Origin of the sequence: Vibrio sp. S/42/10, assembly GCF_029890535.1 — a bacterium.
Lineage (GTDB): Bacteria > Pseudomonadota > Gammaproteobacteria > Enterobacterales > Vibrionaceae > Vibrio > Vibrio cyclitrophicus.
In genome coordinates, this window is the sequence record NZ_JAKMZC010000016.1 from 85,584 (window position 1) to 106,319 (window position 20,736).

General features: G+C 42.3%; 18 protein-coding genes. 11 read left to right on the forward strand and 7 right to left on the reverse strand.

All coding sequences use genetic code 11. The features are described 5' to 3' along the window. Positions 1 to 61 precede the first annotated feature (61 nt). Positions 62 to 1,327 (reverse strand): L-methionine/branched-chain amino acid transporter, encoded by a 1,266-nt coding sequence (gene yjeH, locus L8S15_RS16900; RefSeq protein WP_102282575.1) that lies wholly within the window; start codon positions 1,325 to 1,327, stop codon positions 62 to 64. Between the two features lie 244 nt (positions 1,328 to 1,571). Between yjeH and L8S15_RS16905 the strand changes: the two genes are divergently transcribed. The 3 genes from L8S15_RS16905 (at position 1,572) to L8S15_RS16915 (ending at position 3,748) form a co-directional block, all read left to right on the forward strand. Then, positions 1,572 to 2,033 carry an Lrp/AsnC family transcriptional regulator gene (locus tag L8S15_RS16905; RefSeq protein ID WP_029189134.1) on the forward strand — a complete coding sequence of 154 codons (462 nt, stop codon included), beginning with the start codon at positions 1,572 to 1,574 and terminating at the stop codon, positions 2,031 to 2,033. Positions 2,034 to 2,099: 66 nt separating this feature from the next. Continuing rightward, positions 2,100 to 3,047 (forward strand): LysR family transcriptional regulator, encoded by a 948-nt coding sequence (locus L8S15_RS16910; RefSeq protein ID WP_016788883.1) that lies wholly within the window; start codon positions 2,100 to 2,102, stop codon positions 3,045 to 3,047. An 86-nt stretch (positions 3,048 to 3,133) separates the two neighbouring features. Next, positions 3,134 to 3,748 carry a LysE family translocator gene (locus L8S15_RS16915; RefSeq protein ID WP_280574329.1) on the forward strand — a complete coding sequence of 205 codons (615 nt, stop codon included), beginning with the start codon at positions 3,134 to 3,136 and terminating at the stop codon, positions 3,746 to 3,748. A gap of 92 nt (positions 3,749 to 3,840) precedes the next feature. Here the strand turns inward: L8S15_RS16915 and L8S15_RS16920 are convergent, their stop codons facing one another. Together L8S15_RS16920 and L8S15_RS16925 are read right to left on the reverse strand one after the other, a co-directional pair. Further along, positions 3,841 to 5,004, reverse strand: a complete 1,164-nt coding sequence (locus L8S15_RS16920; RefSeq protein ID WP_016788884.1) for an alpha/beta fold hydrolase — start codon at positions 5,002 to 5,004, stop codon at positions 3,841 to 3,843. A gap of 48 nt (positions 5,005 to 5,052) precedes the next feature. Beyond that, positions 5,053 to 5,283, reverse strand: coding sequence for a hypothetical protein (locus L8S15_RS16925; protein WP_010428611.1), 231 nt, complete (start codon positions 5,281 to 5,283; stop codon positions 5,053 to 5,055). A 274-nt stretch (positions 5,284 to 5,557) separates the two neighbouring features. Here L8S15_RS16925 and hcp point away from each other — a divergent pair, with 274 nt between their 5' ends. Together hcp and L8S15_RS16935 are read left to right on the forward strand one after the other, a co-directional pair. Beyond that, positions 5,558 to 7,219: a hydroxylamine reductase gene (gene hcp / locus L8S15_RS16930; protein WP_010428613.1), complete on the forward strand. Its 1,662-nt coding sequence runs from the start codon at positions 5,558 to 5,560 to the stop codon at positions 7,217 to 7,219. A gap of 111 nt (positions 7,220 to 7,330) precedes the next feature. After that, entirely contained in the window at positions 7,331 to 8,410 is a 1,080-nt protein-coding gene (locus L8S15_RS16935) for a hybrid-cluster NAD(P)-dependent oxidoreductase (RefSeq protein WP_280574312.1), read from the forward strand. 283 nt (positions 8,411 to 8,693) lie between these two features. On the opposite strand, the gene L8S15_RS16940 is transcribed toward L8S15_RS16935, so the two are convergent. After that, positions 8,694 to 10,130: a glyceraldehyde-3-phosphate dehydrogenase gene (locus L8S15_RS16940; RefSeq protein ID WP_016769130.1), complete on the reverse strand. Its 1,437-nt coding sequence runs from the start codon at positions 10,128 to 10,130 to the stop codon at positions 8,694 to 8,696. Between the two features lie 908 nt (positions 10,131 to 11,038). Between L8S15_RS16940 and L8S15_RS16945 the strand changes: the two genes are divergently transcribed. Next, positions 11,039 to 13,621: an ATP-binding protein gene (locus tag L8S15_RS16945; RefSeq protein WP_280574330.1), complete on the forward strand. Its 2,583-nt coding sequence runs from the start codon at positions 11,039 to 11,041 to the stop codon at positions 13,619 to 13,621. A gap of 129 nt (positions 13,622 to 13,750) precedes the next feature. Here L8S15_RS16945 and L8S15_RS16950 read toward each other — a convergent pair whose 3' ends face one another. From L8S15_RS16950 to L8S15_RS16960, 3 genes are all read right to left on the reverse strand, one after another. After that, a complete protein-coding gene (locus L8S15_RS16950; RefSeq protein WP_010428622.1) occupies positions 13,751 to 13,987 on the reverse strand; it encodes a hypothetical protein in 237 nt (78 codons plus the stop codon). A 169-nt stretch (positions 13,988 to 14,156) separates the two neighbouring features. Then, positions 14,157 to 14,783, reverse strand: coding sequence for a D-Ala-D-Ala carboxypeptidase family metallohydrolase (locus L8S15_RS16955; protein WP_010428625.1), 627 nt, complete (start codon positions 14,781 to 14,783; stop codon positions 14,157 to 14,159). A 170-nt stretch (positions 14,784 to 14,953) separates the two neighbouring features. Beyond that, positions 14,954 to 15,268, reverse strand: coding sequence for a DUF496 family protein (locus tag L8S15_RS16960; protein WP_004730049.1), 315 nt, complete (start codon positions 15,266 to 15,268; stop codon positions 14,954 to 14,956). Positions 15,269 to 15,463: 195 nt separating this feature from the next. Between L8S15_RS16960 and L8S15_RS16965 the strand changes: the two genes are divergently transcribed. The 5 genes from L8S15_RS16965 (at position 15,464) to luxQ (ending at position 20,668) form a co-directional block, all read left to right on the forward strand. Further along, positions 15,464 to 15,664, forward strand: coding sequence for a hypothetical protein (locus tag L8S15_RS16965; protein WP_016769134.1), 201 nt, complete (start codon positions 15,464 to 15,466; stop codon positions 15,662 to 15,664). Positions 15,665 to 15,728: 64 nt separating this feature from the next. Next, positions 15,729 to 16,385, forward strand: coding sequence for a YceH family protein (locus L8S15_RS16970; RefSeq protein WP_280574319.1), 657 nt, complete (start codon positions 15,729 to 15,731; stop codon positions 16,383 to 16,385). After that, entirely contained in the window at positions 16,386 to 16,700 is a 315-nt protein-coding gene (locus tag L8S15_RS16975) for a GIY-YIG nuclease family protein (RefSeq protein ID WP_010428640.1), read from the forward strand. It abuts the gene before it with no gap. Between the two features lie 306 nt (positions 16,701 to 17,006). Then, complete coding sequence (locus tag L8S15_RS16980) at positions 17,007 to 18,101, forward strand: autoinducer 2-binding periplasmic protein LuxP (protein WP_010428642.1); 1,095 nt, start codon at positions 17,007 to 17,009, stop codon at positions 18,099 to 18,101. Beyond that, positions 18,101 to 20,668, forward strand: coding sequence for a quorum-sensing autoinducer 2 sensor kinase/phosphatase LuxQ (gene luxQ, locus L8S15_RS16985; protein ID WP_016769136.1), 2,568 nt, complete (start codon positions 18,101 to 18,103; stop codon positions 20,666 to 20,668). The genes L8S15_RS16980 and luxQ overlap by 1 nt, the downstream gene beginning before the upstream one ends. Positions 20,669 to 20,736 lie beyond the last annotated feature (68 nt).

Here is a 20,736-nt window from a genome sequence, read left to right on the forward strand (position 1 = left end):
TATTGCTGTGAATTTGATAGGCGGCTTCTAAGCTTTATCAAGAATGGTTGCGAACGTTACCTTACAATTTGTCGATAGAAACCGTTGGTTTACCTAGCCACTTGCGCCAAGGAAGTGACAGTGTCATAAAGGTGATAACCGCGTAGAGCATTGACCAACCTAAGCAGATAAAAACCAAGGTACAAATAACGAGAGCAACCATAGCTGTGTATCTCGATGTTCCAGTTAACAAGCGACAAGCCGCTAACATTGCGAGCAGATAAACCAGAACAAAAATACCATTAGCAAGCTTGAGAAAGAATTCAAGATCCAAATCAGATAGTTCACCAATTACGCACGATATAAGCGCAATAAAGCCAATCGCTAGGGTTGGGTAAAGCGGTACGCCATGGCTGTTAAGTTTTGCCATTCGGCTTTCTGGTCTGTGTTGGCGTGCCTGAGCCCAGATCATTCTAGATAAGCTTTGAGTATAAAGGTTTAAGCTCGCAAAACATGCGAAGAATCCTAGAACGCTTATCACCGTTTTAAATCCATTACCAAACAGTTGTTCCGTAACCCATGGGATTGAAGTCGCATCAAACTCAGGCGAACCGTAAGCACCCACTTTGATGATGACCACCGAGCAAGCCCAATAGACGATGCCCGCGACAAAGCACCCAGCGATGATCGCGATTGGAAAATCACGTTGTGGGTTTTTAAACTCTTCACCCATGTGAGCAAAAGCTTCTATGCCAACAAAACACCAAAACATCACCGCAAGCGCTGCACCAATTGACCATATTGAATCTGATGTAATTGCAGGAATAACAACATCAGTAGCCCCGATATCAGCTTTCCAGACAAAAGCGCTGACTAAAGCAAATATTGAAAGTGCAATAATCGTTTGCAGTCGACCAGACGACTTGCTGCCCATGAGGTTAACCACAATAAGCAGTGCAACGGTAATGAATTGCGCTCCAAGAGGCGTATCGAGTGGCGCAGGTAATAGCTGTTGAGCAAAACCTCCGGCTAATGCAATGGCGGCAGGTATACCCACAGGAACGACACTTACGAATAACCATGCAACACTTGTTTCTAAACGTTCGCTGAATGCCTGACGGACAAAATAAGCTGTGCCACCCGCATTCGGGTAGCGTTTCCCTAACGCTGCAAAGGTAAGCGCAATTGGACAGATTGCGATAAACAATATCAACCAAGCTAACAGTGATAATTGTCCTGCGATTCCTGCGGCGATGGCTGGAATCATAAATAACCCAGTACCTAGCAAAGTGGTTGAGAGTTGTCCGATTCCTGAGATCAAGGTGATCTCTTGTTTGAGTTGCGTCATTCGCTGTCCTTGCTGATGGTGCGGTGTTGTTTTCAGTTAGAATTGAGGTGCAGAGTGCATATTCTGCATTGTGATTGAAAGCATACATTGTCGCTATCAATAATGCAGCTAGCGAAACGTCTTAAGAGGCGGTCATTTTAACGGTATTGATTCAATTCAACGTGAAAGTGTCGGCTGTTCTATCGAGGAAAACTGTGTCAAATTAGTCCCTATAAATAGAACAATAATGGAAGTCATCGCAATCATGGATAAATTTGATCGGCAAATTTTAGATATCCTCAAAATTAATGCTCGATGCTCAGTGAGCGATATTGCTAGAGACGTGAGCCTTTCTCGCTCTGCAGTCAATGCTAGAATCAAGAAATTAGAAAACGATAAGGTGATTACAGGGTATTGCGCGCAGATAGCGGAACCTGATCAACCTAAGAATGTGTGCGCTTATATTACATTGAAGTTTGATCTAGCGAGTAGTAACCACAGTTGTGAGTCTTACGCGAAACGTATCCAGAGTATTGACGGGGTTCAATGGTGCCATTCGATCAGCGGTGAGACGGATATGATGTTGTACATCGAAGTGGAAAGCATGAAGCACTTGAATCAAGTCCGCGATCAATTGCAAAGTTACCCAGATCTTCGCCACCTAATGACGCATACGGTTTTGACCGAGTTTTTTAACAAACAGAATTCGTTAGGCCGTTCATGTTAGGAGTGATCGACTGCGCTAAGAGCGTCAACATGGTTAGGAGCTTCAATCTTGCTAGGAGCCTAAATTTTGCTAAGTAATGTAAATTTAAACTTGCTGCGCTCGCTGCATGTGCTCCTTGAAGAGTGCCATGTAAGCCGTGCAGCTCAGCGCCTGCACATAACGCAATCGGCGGTGAGTCGCCAATTGGCTCAACTTAGAGACTTGTGTGGTGACCCTCTCCTTGTTCGTGATGGCAACAAGCTGGTTCCTACCAATCGAGCTCTGCTTCTCAAGGGAAAACTGGATGATTTGTTGGGTGAGTTCGACCATTTATTGGATGATAAACCCTTTGAACCACAAGACTGGCAGGGTGAATTGGTGTTATCGTCCAGCGATTATGTTGCTCAGTATATTCTTCCTGTCATTGTCTCTGAAGTCTCTGCAGAAGCCCCAAATATTAATTTGGCTTACCGTTTATGGCAGCCCAATTATCTTGAAGCGCTAAACGAGTCGGGTATTCATTTAGCTTCCAGCATGTTTCCCAAAAAACCAGAGCAAGTATCGAGCATTAAGCTTGGTGAAGATAAATCGGTGTGTTTGATGCGTAAGTCTCATCCGCTCGCTCAGCAATTAGCCTTGAGTGCGAAGGATATCGTTAATTACTCACATATTAAAGTGACGGGTGGCGGAGACAAAGACAGTTACGCGGATATTGCATTAAAGAAACAAAATCTTAAACGTAGAGTTGCTTTACAGGTTCCGTTTTTCTCGTCGGCAGGCACGGTGTTGATGCAAGATGATTATCTAATGATTGTGCCTGAACATATCGCTCATAACTTAGGACGACACCTAGAGACTACTTATTTTTCTTTGCCGTTTGATACTGAAATGCATACCTATTGGCTGATGTGGCACCCTAAGTATGACAACGACTCTGCACACAAATGGGCACGAGAGAAGGCATTCCAGGCTATGCAAAAATCGAGTTACAATATAAGTATGATTTCAAATCATAACTATGATGATGATCTTTGATTTCAAAGAATACTTTCTGCGAATTATTGTAAATAGCAAGTACAAGGCGTTCAGTCAGAGCGTATGTTTTTACTAGGAATGGAATGATGACAGTAACAATTTGGTTTTCTTTATTGGCGATTTGTTTATTGGGCGCGATGTCTCCAGGCCCAAGCTTAGCGATGATCGCTAAGCATAGTTTGGCTGGTGGCCGTATGAATGGGCTTGTTGCTGCTTGGTCACACGCCGCTGGCATTGGTATTTATGCGTTCGCAACGATTGTTGGTTTGGCGGTGTTACTTGAACAATCACCAATGTTATTTAAAGGTATCAGTATAACGGGCGCTGCGTATCTGCTATACCTTGGTGTGAATGCGTTGCGTTCGAAAGGTGGCGTAGCTGCGAAATTGGAAGCGGGTGAGCAGATGAGCTACATGCAATCTGCGCGTGAGGCTTTCTTGATCTCTATTCTGAGCCCAAAGATCGCGCTGTTCTTCATCGCTCTGTTTAGCCAATTTGTTGCACTAGGTAATGAGCTAACTAATAAAGTAATTATTGTTTCAACCCCGTTGATTGTTGATGGCCTTTGGTACACCTTCATCACATTGGTGTTGTCTAGCCCATTGATTGTTGAGCGTATTCGCTCGAAAGCTCAATTGATCGATCGACTGTCTGGTGTAGTTTTGATTTTGTTGGCTGTTCGTGTGGTGTGGACGATTTAGAAGTAAGTCATTTCTCGCGATAACAGGTTTCTATTAAAAAGGCTCACTAGACGTTGTCCAGTGAGCCTTTACTTTTCAAATCAATGGATGTACTAGCCTTCCGAGTTCAGCACTGCATCAAGCTTCGTCATTGAGTCCGAAAAGTAAGGGTTGTAGGTTAGGCGTGCATGGTTTTTCCCATCCTCAATATAACCCCACGCTGAGTACCAAACTTCACTATTATCGATACATTGCTCTTCAAAACCTTCTGCTTGTCCGTTAGAACAAATTCTCTTACTACCATTGACTCCGTAGTACGGGTTGTTGGGTGAGAACAGTAAGCCCATGTGAGAACCATTAGAAATGCGCTGATCTGGAATCTTCATACTGTATTGAATAGCGCGAGGATCTTCGAGTGTCGCTTCCCCTAGCCAAATCAACACATTGTTTGGGTTTGGCATCGATCGACTAAACGCTTGCTGGACAAATTTGGTGTCAATGACACTATCGCCTTCGCTCATCATAATAAAAACAGGTTTGTCGAAGTGTTTATCTTGTAGATCTTCGCGAACCACTTCTGATGTTTCATAGTAAACCGAAGCGCCATTCATTGGCAGCGAGTTATAGCGCAGTATATTGTCTTCAGGATCTTGGTCAGCCCAAGTAATAAAATAACTTGCTAGACCTGCGTATTGCACGGCTGATGAGCTTGGTTGAAATGCAGGGGAGAATAGCAATAGCCCTGAGATCTTTGGGTCGTTCATCGCCTGTGAAGTCACTAGATTTGCACCTGTTGAATAACCGCCAAGCCACACAGAATCATATTCCTGCTCAAGTAACTGAGTATGGTGAGCTACGACACCTTGCCAATCTTCCAAGCTTGGTTGCATTAAGTCGCCCACACGACTGCCGTGACCGGGAAGTAATACCGTTCTCACAAGGTAACCTTGTTCTGCTAGATGCGTGGCGATATCTTTAAATGAGTAGGGTGAGTCGCCTAATCCATGGACTAACAATACGGCTTTCCCGTTAGGAGAAACGGGTTGATATTCTGCCGGAGAATTAAGTTGAATCTCTAACTGCTTATTTTCGGTCATGAACACGCGATTTCTCAGCAACCAATCTTGAGTGTCACTGATGTATGCGTCAAAAGTATCTTGTTGATATTCAGGCAAGTTTGGGGAGGTTTCGTAAGCGGGTTCAATGGTCTCGCTGGAGCAACCAACGAGACCTAAAGTCGTTAAGGCAATGAGCGTAATAATGGTCTTTCTGGTCATTATTTAATGTTGTCTCTATCGTGTTTTATTTTGAAGCAAAAGCTTAGACTATTTTTTGTTTGAAAGGTCTTCGTATTCGCCTTCAATAACACCAGCATCACTGGTTGATGACTGACGAGTGTTCATATGAGCTGAGAAACCTTGTTTCTTCATTTGATTCTGAATGCGCTTGCCAGTAATTAAAGCTGCAATAGCTAAAGGAATAGCAAGGAGCAAGCTAGTGAATAACGCCAATAGGCCAGTAAACAGCGCAACAATCGTAACTAATATATTTTTCATATTCATTCCTCTTTTCTCTATGTTGTTACTATATCGCTTCTATTCTGAACGAAACATGAACATCGTTAATTAATCTCATAGAGTCACTATGACACAGGTGTGTTTGAATTGAGGGTTTATATGTAGTCATAATCACGCACTAAAAATATGGAATTTGCTTTAGCTGTTTAAAATCAGCCACTTAAAAGTTGGCACGCTTGATGCTCTATAGGGTTTGGAATAAGTCACTGTAAGCAAAGTACTTACAGCTAATAAAAATTACTGGGAGCCCTATATGTTCTGTATTCAATGTGAACAAACCATTCAAACCCCAACCTTAAAAGGTTGTTCTTTCGCACAAGGTATGTGTGGAAAAACGTCTGAAGTATCCGATCTTCAAGATGTGTTGGTGCATTCTCTTCAAGGTGTTTCTTTTTGGGCAAATTTAGGTCGCGCTTGCGATGTTATTGATACTGAAATTGATGAGTGGGCGCCAAAAGCATTCTTCGCAACACTGACTAACGTTAACTTCGACCCTGCGCGTATTATCGAGTTTGCACAACAATCTCACGAGTTTAAGCAGCGTCTAGAGCAACAGGTACGTGCGGCTGCTACATTGATCGGCTTTGAAATCCCAGCACTTTCGGCTGCTGCGCAATTCGATCTTCCAACAGATTCTTCAGAGCTATTGGCACTTGCACCTCAAGCTGCGGTAAACCGTGGTCACGACTCTCAACATGAAGATGTGATCGGTCTTCGCCTTCTTTGCCTATACGGTCTAAAAGGTGCGGCAGCATACATGGAGCACGCGCGTGTTCTTGGTCAAACTGACAATGCTATTTTTGCTGAATATCACGAAATCATGGCTTTCTTAGGTACTGATCCATCTGACCTAAAACAACTGCTAGATACATCTATGCAGATTGGCTTGATGAACTACAAAGTAATGGAAATGCTGGATAAAGGTGAGACAGATACATTTGGTCACCCTCAACCAACAACCGTGAACGTGAAGACTAAGAAAGGTCACTGTATTCTTGTTTCTGGCCACGACTTGCATGATCTAGAAAAGATCCTTCAACAAACGGAAGGCAAGGGTATCAATGTTTACACTAACGGTGAGATGTTACCTGCACACGGCTACCCTGAACTGAACAAGTACCCACACCTTGCGGGTAACTACGGCAGCGCTTGGCAGAACCAGCAAAAAGAGTTTGCGAACTTCCCTGGTGCCATCGTAATGACATCTAACTGCCTACTTAACCCAGATGTAGGTTCTTACGCAGACCGTCTGTTTACGCGTAGCATCGTAGGCTGGCCGGGTGTTGCACACCTTGAAGGCGACGATTTCAGCGCAGTAATCGACTGTGCACTGGCGCAAGAAGGTTTTAAACACGACGAGATCGAGCAAATGATCACTGTCGGTTTTGGTCGTAACGCATTGATGGAAGCGGCACCTGCGGTTGTTGAGCAAGTGAAAGAAGGCAACATCAAACATTTCTTCCTAGTCGGTGGTTGTGACGGTGACAAATCTGAACGTAGCTACTACACAGACTTCACAGCTCAAGCGCCAGAAGATTCAGTCATCTTAACGCTTGCGTGTGGTAAATTCCGCTTCAACAAAAATCAATTCGGTGACATTAACGGTATCCCACGTCTGCTCGATGTAGGTCAATGTAACGATGCTTACTCAGCTATTCAGCTTGCTCTAGCACTGTCTAAAGAGTTTGATTGTGGCATTAACGAACTTCCGTTAACGCTGGTTTTATCTTGGTTCGAGCAAAAAGCGATTGTTATCCTGCTTACTCTGTTCGCTCTTGGTGTGAAAGGTATTTACACGGGCCCAACAGCGCCAGCTTTCCTAACAGAAAATCTACTAAAGATTATTCAAGACGAGTTCGATATGCGTTCTATCTCAACGCCAGAACAAGATCTTAAAACAATCTTAGCGGCTTAATTTAGGCCAACTCAAAGCCCCGTTGTTGTGACGTTTTTCTAAAACAGACAACGGCGGGGTTTTTTAGATTTAAATCTTTAGTCATTTAATCATTAGCAAGGTACACGAACTATGTATGCATGGTCGGATAGCGATTCAATCAATTTAGTGTGTTTAAAGAAATGGCACGAGACGCCAGATACGGTCAGCTTTGAGCTTGGCCGCATTCCACAAGACTTACATTTCAACTTTAAGCCAGGGCAGTTCATTACCTTGGGTTTGGATATGCCGACGAAAACCGATTACCGTGCCTATTCTGTAGCATCTTGTCCTGAAGATAACCGCCTGAAGCTGACGGTAAAGCGTGTGGAAGGTGGTTTGGTTTCGAACTTTATTGTTGATGAACTTGATGAAGGTGATGAGGTTTCTGTATTGAAGCCAGCAGGTACGTTTAACTGTATTGATTGCATGCCAACGGCAACACAGAAAGTAACGCTAGTGAGTGCAGGTTGTGGTATCACACCTGTGATGGCGATGGCAAAGTATTGGTTGGCTCAAGGTTGTGATATTGAAATCGATTTTGTTCACATGGCACGTAATCGACGCGAGACCATCTACTTTGAAGAGCTTAACCAACTTGATGAGACACATGCGAACTTCAATTTAAGATTACTGCTGAAAGACAGTGAAGGAACAAAGGCTCCTCAAGGCCGATTAGATAAGAATTGGTTAGTGAAACTGAGCCCAGATATCTTAGATAGAACGGTTTATCTGTGTGGGCCTGTAGGCTTCATGCAAGACATAGAAAACTACCTGAAAGAACTTGAGTTCAACATGGATAACTTTTATCAAGAAAGTTTTACTCCAGCGACTCAAACTAATGATTCACTAGCCAATAGCAATACTGCTTCAGAAGAATCACAAGCGGAAGCGTCTGCAGATTCAAATGGTGCCGTTAAGGTGTTTGTTCCTGCCTTTGGCGCAGAAGTAGAGGCGGAGGCGGGCACACCACTCGCTGATTCATTAGAGAAAGCAGGCGTTCCGATTATTATTGCTTGTCGCAGTGGGATTTGTGGTTCGTGTAAGTGTAAAGTAACCAAAGGTTCGGTGGAGTCAAGCAGCCAAGAGACTTTGACGCCAGAACAGATTGAGCAAGGTTATGTACTCGCGTGTTCGAGCTCGATTCAGTCAGATGTTGAGATTGAGTTGTAACAGACGTGAAGTGAAGCTTTCCAAGAGTGATGAGGATAAAGTTCTTGTAATAGCGATAAAAGTTAGCTTGCCAGATGTAAAAAGGCCACTTAGATCAGATAGAGAGAGCAGATCTAAGTGGCAACCTTCCTATTTATACGGGGGAGTAAAACAAGAAGGGTTGCAAAGCCCGTTACAGACCTTGCAGATATAATTATTATGTTGTGGAGCTGGTTACCTAAAACTGCTTATAGAATCTAAGGAAGTCATAGAATCTAAGCAATTTACAGGTTCTAAGCAGTTTTTATACTTCAGGGTAAGTCTTGTAGCGCACACCCATCATTTGTTCCATACAGTGAACAACCTGACAGCTGTAGCCAAACTCGTTGTCGTACCAAATATACAACACGGCGCGGTTGTCTTGTGCGATAGTCGCAACACCGTCAACCACACCAGGGTGGCGAGAGCCAACCAAGTCCGTCGATACAATCTCAGTCGAGTCTGTGTAATCGATTTGTGCAGACAAAGCAGAAGACAGCGCCATTTCACGCAGGTACTCGTTCAACTCTTCTTTGTTTGTGCCTTTCTCAAGGTTTAGGTTCGCAACTGCCATTGAAACGTTTGGCGTAGGTACGCGAATCGCATTACCTGTTAGCTTACCTTCCATTTCCGGCATCGCTTTTGATACTGCTTTAGCAGCGCCAGTCGATGTCAAAACCATGTTCAGTGACGCAGCACGACCACGACGATCACCCGAGTGGAAGTTATCGATTAGGTTTTGATCATTGGTAAATGAGTGCACCGTTTCGATGTGACCAGACAGCACGCCAAACTTGTCGTGAACCGCTTTCAATACTGGAGTGATTGCGTTAGTAGTACAGCTTGCTGCAGAGATGATGGTGTCTTCTGGCTGAATAACATTTTCATTCACACCAAATACCACGTTCTTGATATCGCCTTTACCTGGCGCAGTCAGTAGAACTTTCTTCGCACCATTACACGCAACGTGTTGGCTTAGGCCTTCCGCATCACGCCATACGCCTGTGTTATCAACCACAAGTGCGTTTTCAATACCGTAAGCCGTGTAATCCACGTCTTCTGGTTTGTTTGCGTAGATAACTTGGATGAAGTTACCGTTAACGATGATCGCTTTGCGTTCTTGGTCTACAACAATGCTGCCGTTGAATTGGCCGTGTACAGAGTCACGACGAAGCAGGCTAGCACGTTTTTCTAGGTCGCCATCTTTGCCGCCACGTACAACGATTGCACGCAAACGCAGTGGATAACCCGGGCCACTTTTCTCGATCAACAGACGAGTGAGCAGTCGGCCAATACGACCAAAACCGTATAATACAACGTCACGAGGTTCTGTCATCGCATCGCCTTTAAGCGATTCAATGAGTGCAGTTTGTAGGAAATCATCCAACCCGTTTGTGTCTTCGCGATCTTGCCAGAATGCATGAGCAAGACGACCAACATCGATGCGACATGGAGATAGATCCATAGAGATAAGGTGTTGAATGATTGGTTGAGTCTGTTCTGCTGTAAGAGGAGAACCAGTGTAACGTTTTGCGATACGGTGAGCTTTGATGATGTCGATAGTTGTCGCGTTAACCAGGGTCTTACCGAAGAGGATAACCTCTACGCCTTTTTGACGGTATAACTGACCTAAAGTTGGGGCGATGGATTCAGCAATAGTTTGACTAGTTTGCCAGTCTAGGAGGTGCTTTTCGGGACTCATCTTTACTCGGGACCTTTCACGTTAAGTTTCTGCATTCATGGCGGTTGTAGGGAAGCCAATCAGCATAGGGGATTTGAGGCATCAGGCTGTGGTCTTTATTGCCACTTAAATGTGCTTGATATGCCTTGTGTGCAACTTGTAATTTTTATGTGGCAGGATTGTAAGGTACGACGGGTTATTCTGCTAGGAAAAATAAATGCAGATAAATTATCTATAAAATTCCGATAGAGTAGCCAGAAATCAACATTTTAGTGTTAATAAAGGCTATTGACTTTAACAATCTGTAGTACTTATTTTTCGACAAAAAATACTTATCTCAAAATATGATATGAAAACCTGGCCATGGTGAACACTAAAGGTGTGATCATGAACACGAGTTACACGTAAAAAGTAAACGACAAATAAGGCAATCAACGAGTTTTCCTATTCGACCTTTGAACAAGCTGAAGTTGAGTGCGGAAAGTACGTAACGCAAGCGTTTAGGTGTCACAAATTTAACCCAACTAACGGCTTGGTTAATATGTAGAATTATTATTGACTGCTGAATCAAACCAATGAGCTTTCCGGTCCACGCGTTCTATGAGTGATAATAACTCGATAATGCGTCGTTTCTTTAAGCTTCAATTGTTTAAAGCTCAGTTATATACACTCTTCATGCTGATACCTCATTTGTTTTTGGGAGTCGTTCTCCCTTTACCCTCTGATATGGATACCAGCGGCGGCTAATTTGTCATTCTGGGCTCGGAGTATCGTTTGTTCATATCCAATTTGATCAATAACTCCGGTTAATGTCCTATTCTTAACTTAGGCTAGAAAAAATCACTTACGGGAAGGGAGTCGTTATAAAAATGATAAACATGTCAATTAGATGGCGTCTTATTTTTCTTTCCACCGTTTCTGTATTCATCATGCTTGGATTTACAGTCAATGAAGTGTTGAAGAACGATAAAAAAATGAGTCACCTTGAGACAACCCGCATTAAGGTTGAAGCGCTTCAATCTTTTAATACTATTTCAAGTGATGCGTATCGATGGTTGGTTCTGTCTAATGATTCCCCCGAAAAAAGCCAATTACTATCAAGACTGCAAACTGAACTTGATAGGCTATCTCAGTTCGAGAGAAGACTTCAATCGCTCGACACTACTTGGACCGTCGAACCACAATTGTTAGAACTGAAGCGTGTGTTAGTTAGCCTAGGTGGAGCTGTAAAAAGTACAGGCGCAATTCCAAACAATGACAATACACAGCTAACAGAGCGCGCTTTCGATTTGCTAAAAGATGTATTAATGGAGTTGTCCGAATATCACATTAATTTAGTCGATGAAAAAATCAGTCAAACCGATGCGGTGTTTATCAATCTCACTAATTACGTATTTTGGACACAGAGAGAAGCGTGGTTAAGTTACCGCTTATATCGTTCTCCAGAACTGAAAGATCAATATCTGTTGAGTTATGTGGGTGCTTTAGAAAGGCAGCAACAGCTGTTAGCGACGTTTTTTCGCTCGGGTAGTCGCTCGCCTGAAATTAGAACACTATTAAAGACGTTTTCCAAAGACGAATTTCAAGACAGTTTTACTGGACGAATTCTGAAAGGAGATTTCTCGTCACCTGAAATATATGAGCATGTTGAAGGTTTAGAACGAAAGAAGCAGGCCATTTCAGAAGCGGTGAGTGCTTACACTCAACAACTTCAATCTGATTTGACCAGAAATATTGCGTTGCAGAAAAGACAAACTTTGATTATGACATTATTGATTCTTGTCGTTTCAGGTGTTTTGCTATGGTTGGGTATCGCGACTTCTTTACGTTTAAACCGAAACTTATCACTCATTTTAAAAGGGGTTTCTGAATGTGCGGATAGTTACGGTAAGCCTACGGTTATTGAAGTGAAAGGTAACGATGAGCTAGCCGAGTTTACTCAAACCCTGAATCGAGTAATGGAGCGTAATCATCAACACAATAAAGAGCTAATTGAAGCAAAAGAGGATGCGATTTCGGCAAACAAAGCGAAAAGTGCGTTCTTAGCTAATATGTCTCATGAGATACGAACGCCGCTCAATGGCATTATCGGTATGGCCGAGATCTTATCCCAGAGCCAACTGAGTGCTAACCAACAAGAGGTACTCGAAGATATAGAATCGTCTTCACATTCGTTGTTGGTGCTGCTCAATGATATTCTCGATCTTTCTAAGATAGAGTCTGGCAACCTAATGCTGTCGCCACATAATGCCGATTTGCGAGAAGCGGTTTATGACTCAGTGAGTGTGATTTTGTCGAAAGCGATAAGTAAAGATATTGAACTCGATATCAATATTGACGCTCAAACCCCACGACAACTGTTTTTCGATGAATACCGCGTTCGACAAGTGCTGACAAACCTGTTGTCTAATGCCATCAAATTTACGTCTAAGGGAATCATTACAACGGATATTGCTTATACACCGATGTCTATGGGCAGAGGTAAGCTCGAGTGTAGTGTATCTGATACCGGGATTGGAATTGAGCCTGAGAAGTTAGAATCCATTTTCGAACCCTTCACCCAAGAAGATGGCAGCATTACACGCCAATTTGGCGGCACAGGGTTAGGGCTTGCGATTTGTCGTCAACTTGTGGATTTGATGGGCGGTTATATTACCGCGCGTTCGCTGAAAGGAGAGGGCTCGACGTTTACTTTTTGTCTGTATGTCGATGTCGTTGAAACTCATGTCCAAACTTTCGAGACTTTAAGTCATGCGACTATTATCTCGAACTCTTTTAATTATCTCGATCAACTGGTTAAAGAGTGTGGTCGCTTGAACATCAAACCTAACGTTGTTTCATCTATATCGGCACTTGATGAGAGCTTAAAAGAAAGTGACTTGGTTTTTTATTGTCACACGCTACATCACTCTATGAGGAATGATCTTGCAGCGTTAAAGGAGTTATATCCACTGACACGCGTCATTGTGTGTCAGCATCATTTATTTAAAACCAATCTCATACCAGAATCGGTCCACTCGACCCATACATTACCTTTTTTAGGAAGACGATTCCTAAACAGCCTGCAGTCTCTTGATATAGGTGAAGAGCAAGCAACACAGGTGGTATCAAAGGATGAAGAAGTTCGTGCCTTGAATCGACGTATTTTAATTGTTGAAGATAACCTGATGAATCAGAAAATAGCCAGTTTCTTCTTGGAGCAAGCGGGCTATGAATATTTGATTGCCAGTAATGGGCAAGAAGCGGTCGATGTGATAACCCAAGGAGCTCAGTTTGATGCAATCTTAATGGATTGTATGATGCCGGTTATGGACGGTATAACGGCGACTCGAGCGATCCGACAGTGGGAACTCGATCAGCAAGCTATACCACTGCCTATTATTGCGTTAACCGCTAGTGTATTAGAAGAAGACATCAAAGATTGCTTTGAAGCAGGAATGAACGCTTATTTACCGAAACCTTATAAGTCTCATCAGCTTTATGATCTCTTTAGTAGTCTTGATATCGTCTAGTCGTTTTGTTGCCGAGCTCAGTTTTCATTGAGTGATGTTATTGTGAAGCGCCTTTAACGTTCTCTATAGCGCCATAGAGCTTCATTATTAAATGAAGAATAGGGTTATCTCCAAACGACTGCTAAGTATCTAGCGAACTTCCAAGCCAAGGTTGTACTGGGCAAGGCAACGACCTACGTAACTTATTTTTAGTAATGCAGCTACCAATATGGTACTGATGTGTGCGACGATCTGGATGGACAAAGAGAAATGGTCGGCCAAAGGGTAGGCAATGATAATGCTCAGTAGCATGAGCAAGGCAGTAATCGCTAAACTGAAGTTTGATACAGAAAGTAGAGTTTGAAAGCGTTGAGTCATTGTCTTCATATTGAATTCCTAATTGCCAATAATAATTATGATACTTGTTATAAATAGCAATTAGCGTTCCAGTTGTTCTAAATTAATATTATCAATGCTTTACATTGAATTTAAATACCAATAGGGTCAAATTGACTCGGGTGGATTTGCGGTCATTATGACTCGATCGTGTGCTTAATTACCATTGTCTAAACCCGCAAGTATCGATATGGAATCGAACTCCAGAATATAGCCCCAATCCAACGTTGTTTTTTTGCCCGAATTCAGCATGAATCTTTTTAAGTTTAACGTGCAGATCGCTTCGAGAAATGCCGTTGGCAGGAACGAGATCTAAGGCACAGAATTCCAAATGTTTGCTTTGCAGAGCCCCTCCAGCCTGCTGGTTGTAAATCTTAGAACGTTCGCCTGAAACAGGGATAACAATACCAATTTCAGGCTCGATGTATTGTTGTATGTATTTCAAGGTATTGATCATGTTAGGCACGTTTTTCTTATTGGGAAGGGTAAACAAAGTGGTGTTACTCATTGCCCAGTCTGTTCCTTGAAGTAGCACTAAATGCAATGGCATACTTTTGGTCACACCAGCATCTTTGAGCTGTTGCCCAACTTCCTTTACTTTATCTTCTGCATGATTAAGAAGCATCCAACCTCGAAATGCCGATCGAGTCGGAACCTTGTAACCATGAACATCTACTACGAGGTCGTCGTAAGTGATTTCTGTCTCTTCAGTGTAAAGTCTCTCAAATTCTTCGGGGTAGGGCTGAGTTGATGATAGCGCTAAGGTAATCAGAATACTTGCGTACATAGGGTCACTCCATTGCTTGCGTTTACTTAGTAACTTACCTTCACTTGATAACTTGCTGTCACCAAATCATTTACGTTCAATTAAGTATAGACGATAGAATTTACGTACAAAAAAACCCACTACAAAGAGTGGGTTGCTAACATTATTGCAAGTCAATTTACTCGGTTAGATTACTTCTTACCTTGGGTTTGCTTGTCTTCTTCTGTTAGTTCACGAATACGACGGCTGATATCGCGACGCGCTTTAGAAATCTCTGCGCTCTTAATGATGTGGTCATCAACACGGTCTTCGTAGTCTGCTTTCATGTTTTTGATAATGCCTAAGATTTCGTCATGAGTCATTTCTGGCTTGATGTAATCAAGTAGGTTATCAAGGAGGTCGACACGCTTGCGGTTGTCGCGAACTTTCTTTTCGTTGTCTAAAAGTTCACGCTTAAGTTTGTTCTTACGTCGTGCTTGGTTAACAATTTCAAATACGCTGCTCATAGATTCCTTTTCCTATTCGTCAAATACGTTGTCTGGTTCTGATTAAAGCACATCAATTGATGATGTAACAGTCTTTAGATCAAAGCGAAAGTAAGCTTGTATAATTATTCGGCAGTCTCGCTGATACGTGATTGTTTTTATCTAAGTGTTCACGTTAGTATCCAGTATAGATACTGCATTGATACGAAATGTTAAATGAAAGAACAACAATTGGAAATAGTAGATTCGGTGGAGCATGCGACTGAATCTTCAGTAGAGAAAAACAAGCTTCGTGAAGCATATGTCCAAGAGCGTACTTATTTGGAAGTCGTGGAAATAGAGCTTAATCGTTCTAAGATCATATTGATTGATGAGCAAGGTAGAAAGAAACGAGTACCAATTTTGTCTGAGCACTAGCTATTACTGGCTGAATTGTTAAGTGTTGAGGTGGAATTATCAAAAATAATAAAAAGGAAAAACGATGAACACAGTACTTTCCCCAATTGAAGCGAGAATCATTGGTTGTTTGATCGAGAAAGAAGTGACTACTCCCGATCATTACCCACTGACACTGAATAGCTTAACAACGGCTTGTAATCAAAAGAGCAATCGTGACCCAGTTCTTTCTCTGTCAGAGTCAGATGTTTTAGATGCGGCTGATGGTTTGATTGCGCGTCGCATGGTGAGTGATGAAAGCAGCTTCAACAGCCGTGTTAATAAGTATCAACATCGTTTCTGCAATACTGAATTTGGTGATCTGCAGTTTACCGAGCAAGAGCGTGCGATTATTTGCTGTATGTTACTTCGCGGTGCGCAAACACCCGGTGAACTTCGAACTCGAACGGGCCGCCTAGCGAATTTCAATGATGTGAAAGAAGTGGAAGCTACGTTAGAGAAATTAGCTGCAAGAGAAGCTGGTGCATTAGTGGTCAAACTTCCTCGCGAAGCTGGTAAACGTGAATCTCGTTACCAACACTTGTTGAGTGGAGAAGTTGATGTTGAAGCGTTTGAGACGGCATCTGTTGGCGCGGCTACGCCATCTGCGACGAGCGAAAAGTTTGAAGAACTTGAATCTGAAATCGCAAGCCTAAGAGCAGAAGTGGCGGAGTTGAAAGAGTTGGTTGAATCACTGCTTTAAATGACGACGTCTAATAAAGATGCGGATTGGGTCGTGTATCTGATCCGCAATAAAAACAACGCGCTCTATTGTGGAGTAACTAACAATTTAGAGCGTCGTTTTGAACAACATCAGCAAGGTAAAGGTGCAAAGGCCTTAAAAGGTAAAGGTCCACTTAAGCTAGTTTGGAGTTTTAGTGTCGGGTCTAAAAGTGAGGCATTGAAAACCGAATACGCGATCAAACAATTGCCCAAATCTCGTAAAGAAAAATTGGTATCACTCAAATTAATCATTGAGTGGCAAGAAGATAAAATTCAATATACCGAAGTCTCATAAATCATAGCTAAAATATTCACTATTGAACTAATTATTAAGAATGAAGAATTGTACGATACTTTTTAAGTTATTGATTTTTAATAAATATAAACCGTTTTGTTGTCTTTTTGATACTTGCATTAGGGCCATCAGTTTTTATATCAATATCAGATTGACTAATTACTCATTTGGAATGTCGTTCTAATTAGTTTTAGACGCTATCATTTATCGTCGTTGTCCTACATAATATATTTGAGCCATACAAAGAGATGGTGTCATGCTAGGTTAAAAAATGAGCCAAAGTAGCTCATATAAAACGAGAAAAATATGAAACGTTTATTGATGTTGTTTGGACTTGCCGTATTTTCTGCGTCCGCTCTCTCCCACGGTACCCGTGTCCTCAATGGGTATTGGGAATACCAGGATTATCTTGCTAAATTTCCAGAACAAAAAGCGCTGACGGATAAGATGGTCGAAGCTGTACAAAACCACCCCGTGCCATTAAAGCGAGCTCAAGATAGACCGATCACAATTTCTGTTGTTTACCCTGGCCAACAGATCTCCGATTATTGGGTCCGAAATATCCAAGCCTTTGAGAAACGTCTCGACAGGTTAAGAATTAATTACCAAATAAACCAAGTGTTTACTCGTGTCAATGCAGATATATCTCAGCAGAGTATTTCTTTGCAAGAGGCGATTGAAAACAAGACGGATTACTTAATTTTTACGCTAGATACAACTCGACACCGTAAATTTATTGAGCATGTATTGAGCTCTACGGATACCAAGTTGATCCTGCAAAACATCACCACTCCAGTACGTGCGTGGGCAGACAGGCAGCCATTTATGTATGTGGGTTTTGACCATGCAACAGGCAGCTTGAAGTTGGCGGACTATTTTAAACAAGTGACACCTCCTAACAGTAAGTACTCGGTTCTATATCGTTCAGAGGGCTACATTAGTGATGCTCGTGGCGATACCTTTATCCATGATGTAAACACCGATACTAATTTTGATCTCAAGTCTTCTTTCTACACTAAATCAGATAAGGAAAGTGGTTACCAGGCAGCTAAAATCAGCATTGCGAACAATAAGGATCTAGACTTTATCTATGCATGTGCAACTGATGTCGCTCTAGGTGCTGTAGAAGCGATTCGTGAGTCGCGTAAAGATATCTTAATTAATGGCTGGGGAGGCGGTTCTGCTGAACTTGAAGCGATTGAGAGAGGTGACTTAGATGTTACTGTCATGCGAATGAATGACGATACGGGTATTGCGATGGCAGAAGCTATCAAATGGGACCTTGCTGGGTTGGAAGTTCCTACCGTTTATTCTGGTGAGTTCGAAGTTGTCACCAAAGAAGACTCTCCAGAACGTATTTCAGAACTTAAGAAGCGTGCATTTAGGTACTCAGGCCAATAATGAAGAAAAGCTACGCCAATACACCAAGAAACACTTTAGCCAAATTAATTACCCGTATTATTATTTTAGTGATAGGGGTGATGGCGCTTGGCGTGCTTATTCATAATTATGAGACCAGTAGTAATATTGTGAAACAAGAGACCAATCGAACCGTTCAGCAAACATCAAGCCTGATCCAAAACATGTTCGACTACCGTTTGTCTGTTCTTCAAATTCACCAAGATAGTAGTTCACACAGTCAAACTTTAAGAGGGTATTTTGATACTCATAATGAAGAGGCGTTGAGCTATTTTTTCTTTGGTGTTGATCAGCGGGAGCCTGCTCACGCGCCAGATTTACGCTTTATTTCTACTCATAATGGTCTAGTTTGGGACGATGGAAATGGTCAGTTTTATGGTTTAGACAATACGTCATTAGAGAGTATCTCTAATGAAGTATCGTTCAGTAGTAATTGGCATTTTTTGAAGCTAGCCACCGATATTGGCGACCGCCATTTATTGGCACGAAGAACACCCATTATTGATAACGCGACCGGTGAGGTTCTTGGTCAGTTATATATTGCCATTGTGCTAGACAATAACTTCTCTCTTGCAGAATCTATCCAACAAGGAAGTAATTGCGAAAATATTGTCATCGAGGCTAATGGAGCGCCAGTTACTTCAACGTTCAGTGGTGACGAAAGCTATACGATAACGGATATTCTTGCTTACGAAGTCCATGATGAATTACCTCTCCACTTCGTCACTATCACGACGATTCAGATAAACGCCGTTGATACACCACTCACTATTCGAGCGGTGCAAAAAAACACCAATTTTATTGAGTTAGAAGAGAATTATGAGCGCGCCATTATTGTCGTGATCGTTGTGATCGTCTTTATGTCCTTCTTTACGCGAGCTTGGATTCAAAGAAGAGTCGCGGCTGAGCTCGATAAACTGATGAACTTTACCCGTTCCGCAAGTGACAATGATGAATACAACAAGTTTGATGGTTCCAATATTTTCGAGTTCCATCATATTGGTTGCACGCTAGAAGATACCTTTGAACGTTTATCTGAACAGAACCAAAAGTTCCAAGATCTGTTCAATTTTGCTCATTCACCCATTTTGGTCTGGTCTGAAAAAGGCGATTTGATTCAGATGAACCCGGCAGCTCGCATGGCTTTATTCGATGACGATGACAACTATGGTGCGATGGCTCAAGAGTTTGAGAGTCGTATGTTGCCGAACATTCAAATGGTGGTTCAAGGCGCGAAACTGACGGGGATTAATGTGCCAATCGGTGAAAAGGTGTTCCGTTGGAACATGTCTGCGATTCGCGTTGAACACGGTATTACAGGAGTGGTGGTTCAAGGGCAAGACATCACTAAGCTGATAGAAGCAGAGAGACAGGCTGATCGAGCAAGAGAAGAAGCTGAGCATCTTGCGAATGTACGAGCCGACTTTTTAGCTAAGATGAGCCATGAGATTCGTACGCCGCTAAACGGTATTCTAGGTGTTTCCCAGCTGCTTAAACGTTCTTTACAGGGAGAAGATAATCGGGGCCAAGTCGATGTACTTTGCAACAGTGCTGAACACTTACTGGCGGTACTTAATGACATCTTGGACTTCTCTAAAATCGAACAGGGTCAATTTAATATACAGAAAAAAGACTTTCGCTTAACGGAGTTGGTTAATACGTTGGATAGTATTTATCGACCGTTATGCGAGGATAAATCAGTTGTCTTTAGTATTGTGAATCATTTAGTTGATGACGTTGAGATATACACTGATCAAGTTCGACTTAACCAAATTATGTTTAACCTATTGAGTAATGCATTGAAGTTTACTCATCAAGGCAGCATTTCAGTCAACTTTGAGCTAGAAAGTATTTTTAACTCCGACAAAGCCAGCTTAATTGTGCGAGTCAAAGACAGTGGTATTGGTATTGATGAAAACAAGATCGATGCAGTTTTTGAACCGTTTGTACAAGCAGAGGAGACCACAACTCGCGAGTATGGCGGCACTGGTCTCGGATTAACGATTGTAAAAAACCTAGTCGATATGCTTGAGGGAGATATTCAAGTTCGCAGTGTCATGGGTCAAGGCTCTGAGTTTATTGTTGAATTACCGGTTGAATTGCATTCAAAGTCGTTGTTAGGTTACAAACCACAAGCAGAGATTGATCCTGAAACGCTTTTTAGTCGACCTTTAGAAGTATTGTTGGTAGAAGACAATCACACGAATGCATTTATCGCACAAGCTTTCTGTAAAAAATATGGAATGATCGTGACTTGGGCTAAAGACGGTTTAGAAGCAATAGAAATGGCAAAGGCGAATACGTTTGACCTCATTCTAATGGACAACCAACTGCCTAATTTAGGAGGGGTCGAAACCACTCAGAAATTGAGAGATGAGATTGTTTTGTCAACACCTATCTATGCCTGTACCGCTGACGCTCAGAAGTCGACTAGAAACAGCTTCCTAGCCGCCGGGGCAAATTACGTGATTGTAAAACCGATCAAGGAAGAGTCTCTACACCAAGCTTTTGTACATTTTAAAAACTCTTACTGGGAGCAACAGGACTAATCTTTAGCAAAAGCAAAAGCAAAAGCAAAAGCAAAAGCAAAAGCAAATAGTCGTATGGGGTTCCTTTA

What these genes read in the sequence shown, in the direction of transcription:
- yjeH (WP_102282575.1), bottom strand. Translation starts at nt 1,327, where the DNA reads ATGACGCAACTCAAACAAGAGATCACCTTGATCTCAGGAATCGGACAA.
- L8S15_RS16905 (WP_029189134.1), top strand. Translation starts at nt 1,572, where the DNA reads ATGGATAAATTTGATCGGCAAATTTTAGATATCCTCAAAATTAATGCT.
- L8S15_RS16915 (WP_280574329.1), top strand. Translation starts at nt 3,134, where the DNA reads ATGACAGTAACAATTTGGTTTTCTTTATTGGCGATTTGTTTATTGGGC.
- L8S15_RS16920 (WP_016788884.1), bottom strand. Translation starts at nt 5,004, where the DNA reads ATGACCAGAAAGACCATTATTACGCTCATTGCCTTAACGACTTTAGGT.
- L8S15_RS16925 (WP_010428611.1), bottom strand. Translation starts at nt 5,283, where the DNA reads ATGAAAAATATATTAGTTACGATTGTTGCGCTGTTTACTGGCCTATTG.
- hcp (WP_010428613.1), top strand. Translation starts at nt 5,558, where the DNA reads ATGTTCTGTATTCAATGTGAACAAACCATTCAAACCCCAACCTTAAAA.
- L8S15_RS16935 (WP_280574312.1), top strand. Translation starts at nt 7,331, where the DNA reads ATGTATGCATGGTCGGATAGCGATTCAATCAATTTAGTGTGTTTAAAG.
- L8S15_RS16940 (WP_016769130.1), bottom strand. Translation starts at nt 10,130, where the DNA reads ATGAGTCCCGAAAAGCACCTCCTAGACTGGCAAACTAGTCAAACTATT.
- L8S15_RS16945 (WP_280574330.1), top strand. Translation starts at nt 11,039, where the DNA reads ATGCTTGGATTTACAGTCAATGAAGTGTTGAAGAACGATAAAAAAATG.
- L8S15_RS16950 (WP_010428622.1), bottom strand. Translation starts at nt 13,987, where the DNA reads ATGAAGACAATGACTCAACGCTTTCAAACTCTACTTTCTGTATCAAAC.
- L8S15_RS16955 (WP_010428625.1), bottom strand. Translation starts at nt 14,783, where the DNA reads ATGTACGCAAGTATTCTGATTACCTTAGCGCTATCATCAACTCAGCCC.
- L8S15_RS16960 (WP_004730049.1), bottom strand. Translation starts at nt 15,268, where the DNA reads ATGAGCAGCGTATTTGAAATTGTTAACCAAGCACGACGTAAGAACAAA.
- L8S15_RS16965 (WP_016769134.1), top strand. Translation starts at nt 15,464, where the DNA reads ATGAAAGAACAACAATTGGAAATAGTAGATTCGGTGGAGCATGCGACT.
- L8S15_RS16970 (WP_280574319.1), top strand. Translation starts at nt 15,729, where the DNA reads ATGAACACAGTACTTTCCCCAATTGAAGCGAGAATCATTGGTTGTTTG.
- L8S15_RS16975 (WP_010428640.1), top strand. Translation starts at nt 16,386, where the DNA reads ATGACGACGTCTAATAAAGATGCGGATTGGGTCGTGTATCTGATCCGC.
- L8S15_RS16980 (WP_010428642.1), top strand. Translation starts at nt 17,007, where the DNA reads ATGAAACGTTTATTGATGTTGTTTGGACTTGCCGTATTTTCTGCGTCC.
- luxQ (WP_016769136.1), top strand. Translation starts at nt 18,101, where the DNA reads ATGAAGAAAAGCTACGCCAATACACCAAGAAACACTTTAGCCAAATTA.